17 protein-coding genes and 1 pseudogene are annotated in these 16598 nt (G+C 70.5%); 9 read left to right on the top strand and 9 right to left on the bottom strand.

Annotation, left to right across the window (positions count from 1 at the left end):
* Positions 1-72 precede the first annotated feature (72 nt).
* Entirely contained in the window at positions 73-1068 is a 996-nt protein-coding gene (locus FH608_RS16960; protein WP_139631438.1) for an alcohol dehydrogenase catalytic domain-containing protein, read from the top strand.
* Positions 1069-1345: 277 nt separating this feature from the next.
* On the opposite strand, the gene FH608_RS16955 is transcribed toward FH608_RS16960, so the two are convergent.
* From FH608_RS16955 to FH608_RS16925, 8 genes and pseudogenes are all read right to left on the bottom strand, one after another.
* Entirely contained in the window at positions 1346-1792 is a 447-nt protein-coding gene (locus FH608_RS16955) for a nitroreductase family deazaflavin-dependent oxidoreductase (RefSeq protein WP_139631437.1), read from the bottom strand.
* On the bottom strand, positions 1789-2802 hold the full coding sequence (locus tag FH608_RS16950) for an alpha/beta hydrolase (RefSeq protein ID WP_226899606.1): 1014 nt from the start codon (positions 2800-2802) through the stop codon (positions 1789-1791). The genes FH608_RS16955 and FH608_RS16950 overlap by 4 nt, the downstream gene beginning before the upstream one ends.
* 93 nt (positions 2803-2895) lie before the next feature.
* Positions 2896-3426, bottom strand: a complete 531-nt coding sequence (locus tag FH608_RS16945) for a PadR family transcriptional regulator (RefSeq protein ID WP_139631436.1) — start codon at positions 3424-3426, stop codon at positions 2896-2898.
* Positions 3427-3844: 418 nt separating this feature from the next.
* Positions 3845-4228 carry a DoxX family protein gene (locus FH608_RS16940; protein WP_139631435.1) on the bottom strand — a complete coding sequence of 128 codons (384 nt, stop codon included), beginning with the start codon at positions 4226-4228 and terminating at the stop codon, positions 3845-3847.
* A gap of 168 nt (positions 4229-4396) precedes the next feature.
* Positions 4397-5320: an RNA polymerase sigma-70 factor gene (locus tag FH608_RS16935; protein ID WP_139631434.1), complete on the bottom strand. Its 924-nt coding sequence runs from the start codon at positions 5318-5320 to the stop codon at positions 4397-4399.
* Positions 5321-5326: 6 nt separating this feature from the next.
* Positions 5327-6271 carry an NAD-dependent epimerase/dehydratase family protein gene (locus FH608_RS16930; RefSeq protein WP_139631433.1) on the bottom strand — a complete coding sequence of 315 codons (945 nt, stop codon included), beginning with the start codon at positions 6269-6271 and terminating at the stop codon, positions 5327-5329.
* Between the two features lie 201 nt (positions 6272-6472).
* Positions 6473-6606: pseudogene (locus FH608_RS54730) on the bottom strand (IS5/IS1182 family transposase); the annotation flags it as partial.
* 199 nt (positions 6607-6805) lie between these two features.
* Positions 6806-7768 carry an amidohydrolase family protein gene (locus FH608_RS16925; RefSeq protein WP_139631432.1) on the bottom strand — a complete coding sequence of 321 codons (963 nt, stop codon included), beginning with the start codon at positions 7766-7768 and terminating at the stop codon, positions 6806-6808.
* A 121-nt stretch (positions 7769-7889) separates the two neighbouring features.
* Here FH608_RS16925 and FH608_RS16920 point away from each other — a divergent pair, with 121 nt between their 5' ends.
* From FH608_RS16920 to FH608_RS16890, 7 genes are all read left to right on the top strand, one after another.
* Complete coding sequence (locus tag FH608_RS16920; RefSeq protein ID WP_226899605.1) at positions 7890-8699, top strand: IclR family transcriptional regulator; 810 nt, start codon at positions 7890-7892, stop codon at positions 8697-8699.
* A gap of 83 nt (positions 8700-8782) precedes the next feature.
* Positions 8783-9103: an MFS transporter gene (locus FH608_RS16915; RefSeq protein ID WP_139631431.1), complete on the top strand. Its 321-nt coding sequence runs from the start codon at positions 8783-8785 to the stop codon at positions 9101-9103.
* A gap of 51 nt (positions 9104-9154) precedes the next feature.
* On the top strand, positions 9155-9817 hold the full coding sequence (locus FH608_RS16910) for an urease subunit gamma (protein WP_139631430.1): 663 nt from the start codon (positions 9155-9157) through the stop codon (positions 9815-9817).
* A complete protein-coding gene (locus FH608_RS16905) occupies positions 9810-11726 on the top strand; it encodes an urease subunit alpha (RefSeq protein ID WP_139631429.1) in 1917 nt (638 codons plus the stop codon). The genes FH608_RS16910 and FH608_RS16905 overlap by 8 nt, the downstream gene beginning before the upstream one ends.
* A 51-nt stretch (positions 11727-11777) precedes the next feature.
* On the top strand, positions 11778-12464 hold the full coding sequence (locus FH608_RS16900; protein ID WP_226899604.1) for an urease accessory protein UreF: 687 nt from the start codon (positions 11778-11780) through the stop codon (positions 12462-12464).
* 31 nt (positions 12465-12495) lie between these two features.
* Positions 12496-13209: an urease accessory protein UreG gene (ureG, locus tag FH608_RS16895; RefSeq protein WP_139631428.1), complete on the top strand. Its 714-nt coding sequence runs from the start codon at positions 12496-12498 to the stop codon at positions 13207-13209.
* Entirely contained in the window at positions 13206-14090 is an 885-nt protein-coding gene (locus tag FH608_RS16890) for an urease accessory protein UreD (RefSeq protein ID WP_139631427.1), read from the top strand. The genes ureG and FH608_RS16890 overlap by 4 nt, the downstream gene beginning before the upstream one ends.
* A 144-nt stretch (positions 14091-14234) precedes the next feature.
* On the opposite strand, the gene FH608_RS16885 is transcribed toward FH608_RS16890, so the two are convergent.
* On the bottom strand, positions 14235-15131 hold the full coding sequence (locus FH608_RS16885; protein WP_139631426.1) for an aminoglycoside phosphotransferase family protein: 897 nt from the start codon (positions 15129-15131) through the stop codon (positions 14235-14237).
* 297 nt (positions 15132-15428) lie between these two features.
* On the opposite strand from FH608_RS16885, the gene FH608_RS16880 reads away from it, so the two are divergent.
* Positions 15429-16568, top strand: coding sequence for an NAD(P)/FAD-dependent oxidoreductase (locus tag FH608_RS16880; protein ID WP_139631425.1), 1140 nt, complete (start codon positions 15429-15431; stop codon positions 16566-16568).
* Positions 16569-16598 lie beyond the last annotated feature (30 nt).

The raw sequence follows: 16598 nt of genomic DNA, 5'->3' as shown, positions 1-16598 counted from the left end.
ATTGTCAGGAGCTCGGCTGCATGCGCTCCGACGGAAGAAGGGAACGCAGCGTTGCCGACCATGTTCCGCCGGATGGCGGTCACCGAACCCGGCGGCGCCCTGCGCCCCGTCGAGGTAGCGGTCACCCATCCGGATGCCGGCTGGGTCCGCGTACGGGTGACCGCCAGCGGGGTGTGCGGAGCAGATCTCGGCACCGTGAGCGCCTCCGAGCCCGCCGGCGGTTTTCCGATCACCCCGGGGCATGAGATCGCGGGCGTGATCGACGCGACCGGCGCTCGCGCCGCCGGCTGGGAATTGGGTGACCGGGTCGCGGTCGGCTGGTCCGGCGGCAGTTGCGGCCACTGCCGCCCGTGCCGTACCGGCGACCAGGTGCACTGCCGGCAACGGCGGATCCCGGGCCTGTCCTACCCGGGAGGCTGGGCCGAGACGGTGACCGTTCCCGTCGAGGCGCTCGCCCACATCCCCGACGAATTGAGCGAGGCGGATGCGGCGCCGATGGGATGTGCCGGCGTGACCACCTTCACCGCGATCCGCGAGGCCGGCCTGCCACCCGGCTCGCGGGTCGCCGTGTACGGCCTCGGCGGCCTGGGCCATCTCGCCGTGCAGTTCGCGGCCCGCATCGGACACGAGGTCGTCGTGATCGCCCGCGGGACCGACCGCGAGCAGGACGCTGCGGCCTTCGGCGCCCGCCACTACATCGACGCCACCGCCCAGGACGCAGGCCAGAGGCTGGCCGAACTCGGCGGCGCTGACCTCATCCTGTGCACGGTTCCTACCTCCGAGCCGATCAGCGCCCTGCTCGACGGTCTGCGCCTGCGCGGACGGCTCACCCTGATCGGCGTCGACGGCGGAGCCATTCAGGTACCGGTGGCGCGGCTGGTGATGAACGCGCAGGTCGTCACCGGCCACCTGACCGGCAGCCCCGCCGACATCGAGGACACCATGCGCTTCGCTGTCGCCCACGACGTCCGGCCTCGCCTGGAGCGCCTGCCGCTCGAACAAGCCGACCTGGCGGTGCGTCGGTTGCGGGAAGGGCAAGTCCGGTACCGGGTGCTACTGGAGCCTTGACCTTGCTCGACGCGTCACCGGATGACGTACGGCGGAACGTGCCCGGACGCGAGCCAGCTTGCCGACGGGATGCTGGGAGCCGGCCAAGCTGTTTCACGGGTGAGCGCCTATGAAACAGCGGGTGGGGTCCAGCACGCATAAGCTCAATCTCACATGGTGATGATCGTGAAAGTTGGGGTTCGAGACGTAGAAAGCGATCTCAAGACTGGCCAAGGTCACGCTCAACGTCGTGCGTGCGGTCAACGAGATGTGCATGGAGCGTGGCTGCAGATCATCGTCAGCCGAGGTCCGGCATCCCCGCCCGCTCGATGATCACGATCGGGATCTGTCTTGACGTCTCTCGCTGGTAGCCGGTGTAGCGCGGCCATATTCCGGTCATCGTCTCCCACAGGCGGAGCCGCTCGTCCTCGGCCGCCAGGTGGGCCACCGCGTCGAACACCTCGGCCCCGACCTGCACCTTGACCTGCGGTCGAGCGAGCAGATTGTGGAACCAGAGCGGATGGTCGGCGGCGCCGCCGTTGGAGGCGACCACGAGGTAGCGGTCGCCGTCGCGGCCGTAGATGAGGGCGGTACGCCGGGGTAGTCCTGAGCGGCGGCCGATCGTCGTGATCAGCAGCCTGGGGGCGCCGTGGAAGAGGTGACCGCGCGTGCCGCCGGACTCGGCGTAGCTCTTGACGTGCCTGGCCACCCACCCGGTCGGACTGTCGATTGGCTCGTGGCTCATCGCGCCGCCCCGCCCACGCGGCGGTCGGCCCACTTGCGTGCCTGGGCGAACCAGTGGGGTGCGGTGCGGTGGCCGTTGAGCACATGCCCGGTGCCGGGGACCACGACGGTCTCCAGCTTGGCACGTGGACCGTAGAAGGGGGCCTCCTGGGCGCGCAGCGCGGCCGAGGAGCGGGCTCCGGCCAGCAGTTTGTCGTGCTCACCGTTGACGATCAGCACGGGGGCCTGGATGTGCTTGTTGATCGCGGGCGGGGTGTAGGAGTCGCCGGGAGGGAAGACGTCCGTCGTCTTGGTGGCCTCGTCGGCGGCGATGACCTTGGGGTCGGCGTTGGGCTGGTGGTAGAACCAGGTGGCGCGCAGGCCGGGCCGGGTGGTGAGGTAGCCGTCGTCGAGGCCGCGTCCGGCGAAGCGGGGGTCGTCGGCGGCGCGGTAGATTCCCGTGCCCATCTGCTCAAAGGCGGCCTCGTTCGGGACGCTCGACTCGCCGGTCAGGATGACGCCGTCCACCTCCGCTGGATGTGCGGCGGCCACGGTGCGGGCGAGGGTCGAGCCCAGCGAGTGGCCGACGAGAACGATTTTGGCGAAGCGGCCCCCGTCTAGACGGCCCTCGCGCAACTGCCGGATGAGCTGGCTGATGACGATCTGGTGGGTGTCCTGCCCGAAGCGGGCGCTCGGTGGGTAGGAGCTCGCCCCGGTACCAAGACGGTCAATGGCCAGCGTGGCGTACCCGGCGGCCGTCATCGTCTCCATGTAGGAGGGGTGCTGCCGGTCGCCGCGCATCCGCCAGTAGGCCTGGCCGTAGAAGCCGCCGGGGATGAGCAGCTGAACGGTGGTGGCATGGCCGCGCGGCAGGCACAGGGTGCCGGCGACGCGCTGGTCGGCGGGGCCGCTTGAGGTCATCGCCACCTTGGCGCTGACTGTCCGGCAGGCGGGGGCGGCGTTCGCCGCTGCCGGGATCGAGATTGCGGGGCTCGAGACGAGCGCCAGAAGTACCGCTGTCTTGATGCGCATGAGACTCCTTCGATACCCAAATTTGGTTAACCAAATTTGGGTATCGAACTATGGCCCATCCACGCTCGTACCGTCAAACCGGTCTCCGGCCGATCAGGCCGGCTCCTCGCCGCGTTCCAGCCGCCCGATCAAGTCACGGATCCACGCCGCTTCGCCCGCCGCCTGCGCCGCGCGCAGGGCGAACAACTCTGTCACGTTCCTTGGGCGCCTTCCCTCCTGGGCCGTGACCATGATCTGCGCCCGCTCATCCTCCAGAACGCGCACCCGCTCCTTGAGCAGTGCGATCACCTCCTCCTCGGGCAGCGCGGGTAGCAGCACAAGGGCCGCGTTGAGCAGCTCCGGACGCCGATCGGGAACCCTGAGGGCGCTTCTGAGCAGCCCGAGGAACTCCGCCTCGCCCTTGTCATTGATGGCGTAATCGACCCGGCCCGGCCATTCGTGCACCTCGCTGGTGTCCAGAAGACCTTCCTTGGCCAGCTGACGCAGCGCGTGGTAGATCGAGCCCGACCTGAGCCCTGCCCATTGCCCGGCCTCCCACGACTCCAGTTCAGAGCCCACCAGATAGCCGTGTGCCTGACCGTGCAGCCGCACCACGCCAAGGACCAGCAGTCGCGTCGCCGACATCGTCTCCCTCACTCACCGGGGTCCGGCACCCGCCAAAGCCCTGCCGAACAGGCTATCCGTCGTGCCCGTGGAGGCGAGAAGGCGACGGGCGAGGCAGCGTCGCCTTCGACGCCGCGACCGTGACGGCCGCCTACGGCATACTGCAAGTCATCGTCGCGCTCACCCAGAACAGGCCGTACGTACCAGGGGGTGGACAGCGCCCGGCGCAGGCCACCCCCGACGATCACCGCCTACGCCACCTCCTCCTTGCCCATGAAAAAGACTCCATATGGTTGATCTGGTCGAGTGGGCTCTTCCGCTCGTCGCCGAACTGGTCGAGATGCCCTCTCCACGGGGGTGATCAGGTTGAACCTGGTGTGCGGGAGCGCCTGGGCGTACCGGACGGTGATCATGTCCAGCGTGGAGTCGGCGATGCGGATCAGCCGGTGAAGGGCCAGGGGCCGAAGCGGCCCCACGCGATGAACGCCGCGAGCGCGAGATAGATCAGGTTCAGTATCGCGAACCGGAGCTCGCCGCGGCGGCCGTGAGTGACCATCGCGCCGATCATCAGCAGGACCCAGCACAGGGCGGTCACCGGCACCAGGACGGGTGCGACACCGACCACGGCAGGAACGATCAAGCCCACTGCGGCCAGGATCTCCAGGACGCCGAGGGCCTTGACGAACGCGGCGCTGACGTCGCCGGTCCATGCCCCACCAGGGGACGCGGCCAGTTTCGCCTGCGGGGTGAAGGTCTTGATGGCGCCCCCGGCCAGGGCGACAACGGCCAGGAGCGCGGCACCGATCCACAGTGCGAGGTTCATGAGGTTCTCCTATCTGATCACGGGCGCGATCGGCCCGACGTGTGGAGGATCGCCGGTCATCCGACTCGCCCGGCACCGGGCATGCGGATGGAGGCGTCCCCGGCGTGCGTGGCAGGGCCACCGGTCGTGGGCCTGCCGGTCGGTCCGGCCGCCGGGGATGTGTGGGGTTCAGCCGTTGCCGGGCTGGCGGCTGGCGCGTACGAGAGCGCCGAGGTCGCCGACCCGGTCGAAGTGCTGCAGTTTGTCGGGGTTGACGATGGAGTGGATCGTCTGGATCTCCCCGTCGGCGATGTCCAGCCCCATCACGCCGACGAGCAGGTCCCGGACGTCGTACACCAGAGCGCCCGGCTGGCCGTTCACCTCGGTGAGCCGGAACCGCACGCCGCCGGCGCGGGCCAGCATGGGCGCCATCGCCGCCAGGACGCGCGCCACGCGCCGGCGCCCGTTGATCGGCCGTCCCAGCGCGGGCACCTTGCCGCCGCCGTCACCGTGCATCGCCACGTCCTGCGCCAGCAGCTCTTCCAGCGCCCGCAGGTCGCCGTGCTCGACGGCGGCGAAGAAGCGCCCGGCGAGCTGCTGCCGCTGCTGCCGGGAGGCGTGGTAGCGCGGGCGGCGCTGCTGGAGGTGTTTACGGGCCCGCGCGACCAGGTGCCGCGTGCTGTCCACGTCCGTGCCGACGATGTCGGCGACCTCCGGGTAGGGGTACTGGAACACCTCCCGCAGCAGGAACGCGGCCCGCTGGCGCGGCGACAGGCTCTCCAGCAGCACCAGGACGGCCAGCGACAGCGAGTCGGAGGTCTCCGCGTGCTCGCCGGGCGAAGGATCGGTGGCCAGCGGTTCCGGTAGCCACTCGCCGACGTACCGCTCCCGCCGCATCCGGGCCGAGCGCAACTGGTCGATGGCCAGCCGGGTGACCAACGTGGCGATGTACGCCCGCGGTGAGGCGATCACCTCGCCTCCCTGCTGGATCTGGTGCAGCCGCAGGAACGCCTCCTGCACCACGTCCTCGGCTTCGCCGACGCTGCCGAGCATCTGGTAGGCGATGGCGAAGGCCCGCGGACGCAGATCGCCGTACAGGTCAGAGATCGACATGCCGGGTCAGCTCAATCCCTGGGTGAAGCCGGCGCGCCAGCTCGGGTACCGCGGCGTCCAGGCCAGCTCGCGTTTGGCCTTGCCGGTGGAGATCCCGCGGGCCCGCGTCATCATGTCCACCGCCCCCTGGCCGGCCAGAAGGCGGGCGAGCCACGCCGGTACGCGACGTGGCGGCTTGGCGCCGAGCGTCCGGGCGAGATAGGGCAGCCAGACGCGTACCGGGGCGGGATCGTCGTCGGCGACGTGGTAGATCCCGGGCCTGCCGCGCTCGATGGCCGCGACCGTGGCGGAGGCGGCGTCGGCGATGTGCACGAGCGACCACACACCGCCGCCGTCGCCGACGATCGGGAACTTCCGCTCGCGGATCTGCCGGGTCATGACCGCGTCCGGCGCGGAGCTGAGGCTGGTCCCGGGGCCATAGAACGAACCGTAGCGAAGCACGATGCCATCGGCCCAGGTGATACCGATCACCCCGTCCTCCACGTGGCGCAGCGCGGCCACCGCCGCCTCGGCGTCGGCGGGCGGATGCGGCTCGATCCGGCCGCTCTCGTCGGCGACCGGCCCGCCGGTGCGTTCCATCCACAACGCGTTGCTCTGCGCCACGAACGCGTGGACGCCGATCGCCCGCGCGGCGGCCAGCAGGTGATCGGTGCCCTCGGTACGCAACCGGTTGGTGGCGGCCGCCATCTGCTTGACGCGCCGCATGCTCGACGGCCCGCTCAGCGCGCTGAGCTGATGGACGATCACCTCGGGCTCCGCCTTGGCGACCGCGTCGGCCACTGCGTCCGGATCGAGGGCGTCGACGACGACCGGATCGGCGCCCGACTCGCGCAGCGCACTCACCTTGGCCGCCGACCGGGTCATGCCGATGACCGTGTGCCCGCGCGCCACCAGCCGGGTGACGAGCTGACCGCCGATCGCGCCGGACGCCCCGGCGATGAAGATTCTCATGACCTCTCCGTTCATCACGCTCACCAATGAAGACGGGAAGCACCCTCATCTCATGACCGGTAGTGACCCACTTCACAGGCCATGCCTGCCGCACGTACCTGACGTGCTCCGGACCATCGATGCAGGTCGGCGTTCGGCGGCGGGTGGCCGCTGCGTTGGCCATCTCAGGCCTTTGGCGCCTTCTCGCAGGTCAGAGAGATGCGGCGTGCGGATGCTGGCGGCCGCGCCCTGGCATCCCTTGTCGGAGAGTTCACTCCTGCGGTGGTCAGTGCGTCGATCAGGCCGGTGGCGCGAGCCGCGGTCAGCTCATGGGCGGCACCGGGCAGCACCGGTGAGCCCATGCCGGCCGGCGCGCAAGACGGCGGCGTGGACATCGCCGGCAGGCGTGATCAGCAGATCGGCCGCCTCTTAGACGTAGCAGCAGGCGGTGCCGGTGCCGATTCCCAGGCGCGGCCAGACGCGCGCAGGTGGCCGGCTGCGACTTAGGAGATGAAGCGAGGCCATCACGGGACAAGGACGGTCGATGCCGGCCGATCAACGTCCAGGCCCTTGGCCGAGGACGAGGTCGGCGTTGCGGGTGGTGAGGGCGCGCCAGTTCTCGTGCTCGTCGCCCAGCGTCGAGTCGAGTGAGGCCAGCAGGTGCAGGGCCAGTTCACGCCGGGTCCAGGCGTAGTCGCTGCCGTAGAGCAACCGGTCCGGCCCGGCGATGCTGGTGAGTGCGGCGATCTGCTGCTTCGACGGCATGCCGGCGAGGTCGTAGTAGAAGCGGCCGAGAATCTCGGTGACCGTGACCCGGCCGGTCGGCTCGCCGCTGATCGTACGGAACGCCTCGACGCGCGCGGTGAGCAGCGGCAGCACCCCGCCGAGATGGGGGACGATCAGGCGGATGCGGGAGAACCTCGTCGCCGCGCCGCTGAGGACGAAGTCGACGACCGTACGGGCGGTCTCGAACAGGAACTCCATCATCGGTCGTGGCCAGCTTGACGACAGCGCCTCGTGGCCCGGGCAGGTGGTCGGGTGCAGAAGGACGACCGCGGCGCGGCGGTCGAGCTCACTGAGCACCGGAGCGAGCCGTTCGTCAGCGAGCCGGATCCCTGCATGGTTGGACATCAGCGCCACACCGTCGGCATCGAGTTCGTCGAAGCAGTAGGCGATTTCCGTCAGTGCGCCGTCCACATCGGGCAGCGGCAGGGTGGCGAACTGCCCGAACCTGTCCGGGTGTTCTCGTACGGTCTGGGCGCAGAACTCGTTGATCTCGCGCGACAGTGAACGAGCGGCCCGGTCGTCACCGAAGTGGGCCCCCGGCGAGGACAGGGACAGCATCGCTTTGGCGATACCGGCTTCGTCCATGAACGCCAGGTGCTCTTCGGCGCTCCATCGCGGCCAGTAGTCCTCGGGCATGCCGTCGGGTTGCACATGACCGGCCGCCTTGGCGGCCTCGATGTAGTGCGGCGTGGTGAAGTGGGCGTGGACGTCGACCAGGCCTTGTGTGCTCATCGCTGCTTCCTCACAGGTGACGGTTTCCGGCCGCATTCCGCGGCGCTGACCAGCGCCTTTAGACTAGGAACTGCAGCCATCCAATGGCACGATCAATGCCACTGAGTGGAACGGAGATGTGGTGCCGGCATCAGATCCGCCGAAGGCGGGCTCCGGGTCGGGGGCACCCGCGCCGTCCGCGAAAGCGGGCGAGGCAGTGATCGACCGGGCCTTCGCCGTGCTGCGCGCCTTCGACGCCGAGCACCGCGCCCTGCCTCTGGCAGGTCTCGTCCAGCGGACCGGGCTGCCGCGCAGCACCGCTCTGCGCCTGGCCCGCAAGCTGACCGAGACCGGGGCGCTGGAGCGCCTCGACGACGGCCGCTACGTCATCGGCCTGCGTCTGCTGGAGATCGCATCGCTCGCCCCACGCGGGCACGGGCTGCGGGCCGTGGCGATGCCCTACCTGGAGGACCTCTTCCACGTCACCCACCAGCACATCGTGCTGGCGGTACGTGACGGCGACGCCGCCACGCTCGTGGAGCGGCTGTCCGCGCACAACGCCAGCCCCGCGCTCTTCCGGGTCGGCGGCCGCATGCCCCTGACCAGGACCGGCGTCGGCCTGGTTCTGCTGGCCCACGCCCCCGCCGAGGTGCAGGAGCACGTCCTCGAGCGTTTCGAGCCGGGGCACAGCTACGACGACGTGCGCACTGCCGAGAATCTGCGCCGCGTCCTGGCCGAGGTCAGACGAGGCGGCTACGCCATCGGAAGCCAGGCCGGGCCCCAGCCGCACACCACAGCGGCGGCGCCGATCCGCGACGCGGACGACGTCGTCGCCGCCGTGTCCGTGGTGGCGCCAAGTGCCGACTTCGACGCGGCGATCTACGTACCCGCCGTCCGAGCCACCGCGCGCGCCATCTCGCGCGCGATGAATGACATCCGCCAGGTCGGCTGACAGCACGGCCTGCCCTGGCGAACCTGTGCCGGGTTGTGCACGCGTGAATCGGGCCGGCGCCTCCATCGGAGCCGCACAGCCCGGTGGCGCCCACTGACCCACCGGCCGGGAGGAGCGGTGAACGCGCTTGCCGGCGAAGGGTCCGCGGCTGGCTGCTGCGCGGCGGCTTCCCGCTCTCCCCGCTGCTCGTCGGAGCCGTCGCCGACCTCACCAGCCTGCGCGCCGGCCTGCTGTCGGTCGTCCTGGCGGGCGTCGTCACGATCGCGCTCGCCCCGCGTCCTGGCCGACCGCACCCACTGAATCAGGAGCTCGAACAGGACAGCCGCACCCGCCCGGTGGTCACGCAGACGTCGCCGGCCCGCTATATCACTCTCAGTTGTCAAAGAATTACGTTCGGTACGTAATGGGCGGCGATCACGAGGTCTCCCCGGAGGACAGAGAAGCGAGGTGGCGGGGTGCATCTGACTCCGCATGAACAGGAACGCCTGATGATCCACGTGGCCGCGGACGTGGCCCGCAGACGCAAAGAGCGAGGAGTGCTCCTCAACCATCCCGAAGCGGTCGCACTGATCACGGCGCACGTACTGGAGGCGGCCAGGGACGGCAAGTCCGTCCATGAACTCATGTCCGCCGAAGAGAAGATCCTCTCCCGCGACGACGTCATGGAAGGCGTCCCCGAGATGATCCCCGACCTGCAGATCGAGGCGACGTTCCGCGACGGCACCAAACTGGTCACCATCCGTGCCCCCTTCGCCGAAGCCGAGCCCGAACCCGAACCCGATGAAGGAGCGGACGCGCCGCTGCACCCGGGGAAGATCGACCACCCCGACGGCGCCGAGCCGGTGGCCTTCAACGAAGGCCGCACGCTCACCACGGTGACCGTCACCAACGAGGACGACCGCCCCATCCAGGTGGGCTCCCACTACCACTTCTACGAGGCCAACCCGCGCCTGAACTTCAACCGGCCCGCCGCCTACGGCAAGCGCCTGCACATCCCCGCCGGCAGCTCCGTCCGCTTCGAGCCCCGCTGCCCCCGGACGGTGACCCTCGTGCCGATCGAAGGCAGACGCGTCGTCGCCGGCCTGCGCGGCGAGGTCGGAGGGCAGCTCGATGGATGAAGCCCTGGACGAGACCTCGACGGAGACCTCGGCGGACGCGCCCGCCGAGACGACGACCCCGCCGGACGACAGCGCGCCGGAGCCCGAGATCCTGCCGGTCGACGAGCCGCTGACCCGCGTGGCCTACGCCGACCGCTACGGCCCGACGACCGGCGACCGCATCCGGCTCGCCGACACCAACCTGCGCATCGAGGTCGCCGAAGACTGGGCGGGCGGGCCCGGACGCAGCGGCAACGAGGCCATCTTCGGCGGCGGCAAAGTGATCCGGGAATCGATGGGACAATCCTGCGCGCCACGCGATCCCGCGAGGTTCGGCGCTCCCCAGCCACCCGACACCGTCATCACCGGCGCGGTGATCCTCGACCACTGGGGCGTGGTCAAAGCCGATGTGGCCCTGCGCGACGGCCGGATCATCGCACTCGGCAAGGCCTACAACGACGAGACCATGAACCGGCTCCACGACGCACACGAGCGCGCCACGGACTTCCTGATCGGCCCGGAGACCGAGATCATCGCAGGCAACGGAAAGATCCTCACCGCCGGCGGCATCGACACCCACGTACACTTCATCTGCCCCGAACAGGTGCACGAAGCGCTCGCCGCCGGAGTCACCACCCTGATCGGCGGCGGCACCGGACCGGCCGAAGGCAGCACCGCCACCACCGTCACGCCCGGCGCCTGGCACATCGCCCGGCTGTTCGAGGCACTGGACACCTTCCCCGTCAACATCGGCCTGCTCGGCAAGGGCAGCACCATGTCGACCGAGTCGCTGTACAACCAGGTGGAAGCGGGCGTCCTCGGCCTCAAGATCCACGAGGACTGGGGGGCCACCCCGGCCGTACTGCGCCGCTGCCTGGAGGTGTGCCGGGCCACCGGCGTCCAACTGGCCCTGCACGCCGACTCGCTCAACGAGGCAGGCACGGTCGCCGACACCATCGCGGCCATCGGCGACCACCCCATCCACGTCTTCCACGTCGAAGGCGCCGGCGGCGGCCACGCCCCCGACATGCTCACCATGGCCGGGCTGCCCAACGTCCTGCCCGCCTCCACCAACCCCACCCGGCCCTTCACCATCAACACGGTCAAAGAGCACATCGACATGGTGATGGTCTGCCATCACCTCAACCCGCTGGTGGAAGAGGACCTGAGATTCGCCGAGTCGCGGATCCGGCCCTCCACCATGGCCGCCGAAGACCTCCTGCACGACCTCGGCGCCATCTCCATCATGTCGTCCGACGCCCAGGCCATGGGCCGCATCGGCGAGATGATCGTACGGACATGGCAGACCGCACACGTGAACAAGGCCCGGCGCGGCCCGCTGGAAGGCGACCAGGCGGGCCAGGACGGAGCCGACAATCACCGCGCCCGCCGCTACGTCGCCAAATACACCATCAACCCCGCCATCGCGCACGGCATCGACCACGAGGTCGGCTCCGTCGAGGTGGGCAAGATGGCGGACCTGGTGCTGTGGGAGCCGAAATTCTTCGGCGTCAAGCCGTACCGCGTGATCAAGGGCGGCCAGATCGCCTACGCGCAGGTCGGCGACGCCAACGCCTCCATCACCATCCCGCAGCCGATCCTGCCCCGGCCCATGTGGGGAGCCATGGGCCGGGCACCGGCCGCCAACGCCGTCAACTTCGTCACCGAGCACGCCATCCAGGCCGGCCTGACCGAACGGGTCAACGCGGGCAAGCGGTTCACGGCCATCCGCGACACACGCAAAGTGTTCAAAGCCGACATGCGGGAGAACAACGCCTGCCCCGACATCCGCATCGATCCCAACACCTTCGACGTGGAGATCGGCGGCGCGAAGGCCAAGGACGTCAACACCGACATCGACGACCACCTCGTCGACCGCAACCAGTACGCCGACACCCTGCCCATGGCACAGCGCTACTTCCTCTTCTGACTCTTCTGACCAGCGCATCGACCCCGCCTACGACCCACGCGAACGAAAGGCATGCCACGCACGATGAACCGCGCCGCCCTGCTGGTCCTGGCCGACGGCCGATTCCCCGCCGGTGGGCACGCCCACTCCGGCGGAGCCGAGGAGGCCATCACGGCCGGACGGGTACGGGACGTAGCGGACCTGCGCGAATTCTGCCGCGGCCGGCTCCACACCAGCGGCCTGGTCGCCGCCGGGCTGGCCGCCGCGGCCGCCACCGGCTACGACCCACTACTGCTCGACGAAGCGGCCGACGCCCGCACGGCCGCCCCCGCCCTGCGGCGCACCTCACGCCGGCTCGGACGGCAGCTCTTGCGAGCCGCCCGCGCCACCTGGCCATGCGCCGAACTCGACGACCTGGCCGCAACACGGCCAGGAGGCGCTCACCAGAGCGTGGTGCTCGGCCTCACCGCCCGCGGCGCGGGGCTGCTCCCGGTGGATGCCGCCTACGCGGCAGCGTACGAGAGCATCAGCGGCCCGGTCGCCGCGGCTGTCCGCCTGCTCAGGCTGGACCCCTTCGACGCCACCGCCGTCCTCGCCCACCTGGCCGCCGACATCGATCACGTCGCGGCACAGGCGGCCGAAGCGGCACAGCACGTCCACACCGACGGAGTCGCCGCCCTGCCGGCCGCCTCGGCGCCGCTGCTCGACCTCACCGCCGAACAGCACGCCACCCGCCCGGCCCGCCTGTTCGCCTCCTGACCACGCCTTCGATCCCTTCGGGAGCAACCCCATGCACCTGCACCACAGCGACACCTCCCCCGACGGCCACACCCACGGCCCCAACGGTTCGGGCGGTTCAGGCGGGTCACCTCAGCGTCCCGGCGGCCGTCGCGCCCTGCGCGTCGGCCTCGGCGGGCCCGTCGGCTCCGGCAAGACCGCCACCGTCGCCGCCCTCTGCCGTACGCTGCGCGGGGAACTGTCCATCGCGGTCGTGACCAACGACATCTACACCCGAGAGGACGCCGAATTCCTGCTACGCGAGGCCGTCCTGCCCGCCGAACGCATCACCGCCGTACAGACCGGCGCCTGCCCGCACACCGCCATCCGCGACGACATCTCCGCCAACCTCGAAGCCGTCGAAGACCTCGAGGAACGCCTCGGCCCGCTCGACGTGATCCTCGTCGAATCAGGCGGCGACAACCTCACCGCCACCTTCTCCAAGGGCCTTGTCGACGCCCAGATCTTCGTCATCGACGTCGCCGGCGGAGACGACATCCCCCGCAAGGGCGGGCCCGGCGTCACCACCTCCGACCTGCTCGTCATCAACAAGACCGACCTCGCCCCGCACGTCGGGGCCGACCTGGAGGCCATGGCCCGCGACGCCAAGGCACAGCGCGGCGACCTGCCCACCGTGCTGACCGCGGTCAAGAGCACGGGCGGCATCACGCCTGTGGCCGGCTGGATCCGTGAGCGCCTGACCGCCTGGACCGCGTGCCCCGCATGAGCCGAGCCGCCGTTCCCTCCCCGCCGACCCCGGCCCCCGCCTCCACCCCGGCCTCCACCCCGGCCTCCACCCCGACCTCGGCCTCCACCCCGACCGAGCGCGCCACCCCGACCGAGCGCGCCGTGGTAGGCGTGCACGCCACCGCCCGCATCAGGGCGGCCCGCGCGGGAGGCACCACCGTCGTCCCCGTCCTCTCCGGCGACGGCCCCTTCGACCTGCGGCGCGGCCGCGCGCACGGCGACCAGGCACGGGTGTGCGTCCTCGGCACCATGACCGCTCCCCTCGGCGGCGACCGGCTGCACATCGAGGCCACCGCCGACCACGCCGCCCACCTGCGCATCACCACCGCCGCCGCCACGATCGCCCTGCGCGGCCCCACCACCGCCCACGCCACCTACGACGTGCACCTGCGCGTGGCCGAACACGCCAGCCTGCACTGGCTGCCCCAACCGCTCATCTCGGCGGCCCGCAGCAACCTACGCCAGAGCTGCACCATCGACCTGGCCCCGACAGCCAGGCTCCTGCTACGCGAAGAGATCGTGCTCGGCCGCTCCGGCGAACCGCCGGGCCGACTCTCCACCCGCCTGTCCGTCCGCCGCGACGGACGCCCCGTTCTGGAGCAGCAGACCGGGTACGGGCCCGGCGCGCCTGGCTGGGACGGCCCCGCCGTCCTGGCCGGCCACCGCGCCGTCGGCCAGATCCTCATCGTCGACCCCGCGCTGGACCGGCACCCGCCCCGCGCCCGCCTGTTCGGCGACAACCCGGCGACCGGCCAGGCGGTACTGACCCCGCTGGCCGGCCCCGCCCTTCTGATCACCGCCCTGGCCCCTGACACCATGCGGCTGCGCCGCCTGCTGGACGCGGCGCACCCCATTCCCTGAACGCCCCCGCCGCCCGCCTGAAGTGCTACGACATCGGTTCCTGGGGTTTGATGATGAGTACGGGCGAAGCCCGTTCTACTTGTGTTTGCAGTGGGATGTGAAGCAAATCAGCCGACCGCCTTTACTTAGTAGATTCATTTGGCCTTAAAGGCCCTTCAGAACACGTTCAAGTGCCGCCCGGCCCGCAGGTCCCCAGTGAGGCTTCCCGCCGGGAAGGCCACGATCACCGCTCCGCCCCATGTGCATCAGGAAGAGGCTCTTCATGGCGGCCAGGCCGCGGGCGCGCCGGATCGCCCCCTCGTCCGCATGCCCGTACATGTCGAAGAATCGTGCGGCGGTTCCCGCGGGGAGCAGCACCCATGCGGCGGCGAGGTCCCACGCCGGATCGCCGGCGAACAAGGCACCGAAGTCGATGATGCCCGAGAGCGTTCCGTCCGAGACGACGACGTTCGCGGGATGGAGGTCACCGTGCACCCACACCGGCGGGCCCTCCCACTCGGGGGCCGCGACGGCATCGGCCCAGACATCCCGGACGTCGGCAGCGACGTCGTCGGGGACGACGTCCTGCAAGAAGTTCTCGAAGCCGTGCGTGCAGTTCCTGGGATGGGCACCGCGGTCCGTAGCGGTCGGCGCCTCGGCGGGTGCCTCCACATGGAGTGCCTGGAGGAAGCCCGCCAGCGTGTCGGCCGCGTGGGCGCCGCGGGTGATCGAGCCGTGGTCCAGCGGCTCGCCGGGAACCCACGTCATCACGGTCCAGTGCTTGGGAAAGCGCTCGGACGGTTCGCCGAACCGCACCGGGATCGGCACCGGCAACGGCAGGCGCGGGGCCAGCACGGGTAGCCACCGCCGCTCCTTGAGCTGGAACTCCGGAGTACGGTCCATGCGCTGCATCCGCACGGCCAGCTCCTCCCCGAGACGCCACATCTGGTTGCCCCAACCGCCCACCACCTCGCGGATGGCCAGCCCCGCAAGGTCCGGATGCTGCTCCTGGAGCAGGTCGCGAACCAGGTCTGCGGTGATCTCGATCTCGGTGTCGGTCATGCGAAGTCACAGTACTGAGACGGCAGGCGGAGCGGCTCACGCTCTCCGGAACATCTCGCTGTCATTCCTCCGGCATCACCGAACACCCGGGAGGGAAGAGCGGCCGAGCCCCTTCCACGAGCGTCAGCTGGTGCGAGGCCGTATCCCAGGGCGGGGTGGGTATCAGCAGGGTCACAGGCCGGCGAGCCGCCGCGGAGGAGCCGTCCGCGTCCTGGGTGTGGCGAGGATGTGCAGGTTGGGGATGGGTAGCGTGCAAACGGTCGCTCGGGCACAACCTCGCCTCTAGCGTCGGGAAACATGCAGACCGTGGATGTCCTGGTCGTGGGCGCGGGTCTGGCCGGCCTGCACACGGCTCGCCTGCTCGCACGACGGGAATTGAAGGTGATGGTGGTCGACGGCCGCCGGTCGCTGTCGACCGGCATCCGTACGACGGGCATCTTCGTACGCCGTACCCTCGACGACTTCGACCTGCCGGAGCACCTGCTCGGACCCGGTGTCCGGGACGTGCTGCTGTATCCGCCCTCGCGGCGGGCTCCGATCCGGCTCACCAGCCACCGGGACGAGTACCGCGTGGCCGACATGGCGGGGATTTACGATCACGCACGCCGGGCGGCGGAGTCGGCCGGCGCGCAGGTCCTCTTGGGAGTGCGGTACGTCGCCGCATCAAGGGGCATCGTACGGTTGGCGGGGGCGGAGCCGGTGCGGGCCGGTTTCATCGTCGGCGCGGACGGCGCCCGCTCCCGGGTGGCGCGTGATCTCGGCCTCGATGTCAACCGGAGCTTCCTCGTCGGTGCCGAGATCGTCCACCCCGTCGCGTCGGGCTCCACTCCCCCGGCGTTCCACTGCGTGCTGGATCCCCGCGTGGCTCCCGGGTACCTGGGGTGGGTCATCGACGACGGCCGGAGTGCGCATGTGGGCGTCGCGGGTCATCCGGACGCGATGCCCGCCGGCATCCGCCACGCGCTGGACGTTTTCGCCGCAGACGCGCCCGGCCGGGTGGCGCCGGCCGGGCCTGTCACGCGTCGAGGCGGTCTGATCCCCGTCGGTGGTGTGCTGAGACGGCTGGCCTGCCCCGCTGGGCTGCTCGTGGGGGACGCGGCGGGCGCGGTGTCGCCGCTGACGGCCGGTGGCCTGGATCCCTGCCTGCGGATGTCCGACCTGGCGGCGGAGGTGACGGCCGGGTATCTGCGTACGGGCGACGCACGCCTGTTGAGCCGGTATGACGGGGGCGCGTTGCGGACACGATTCCGGGGCCGGCTGCTGCTGCGCCGTCTGTTCGCCGGCATTCGATCCCCCGCCGCGGCGGAGGCCGCGGTGAGCGCGCTACGCAGCCGCGCCGGTCGTGCCCTGGCGGCGCGGATCCTGTTCGGTGACGGCTCGTTCCCCGATGTCGGTCCGCGGCTCCCAGCCACGGCGATCGACCGACCGCGCCGGTGACCCTGGCGACACGGCCGGCCCTGAATCGGT

Origin of the sequence: Nonomuraea phyllanthi, assembly GCF_006334985.2 — a bacterium.
Taxonomy (GTDB): domain Bacteria; phylum Actinomycetota; class Actinomycetes; order Streptosporangiales; family Streptosporangiaceae; genus Nonomuraea; species Nonomuraea phyllanthi.
Note: the sequence above shows the minus strand (reverse complement) of the source record. Positions and strands in the feature narration are given on the sequence as shown.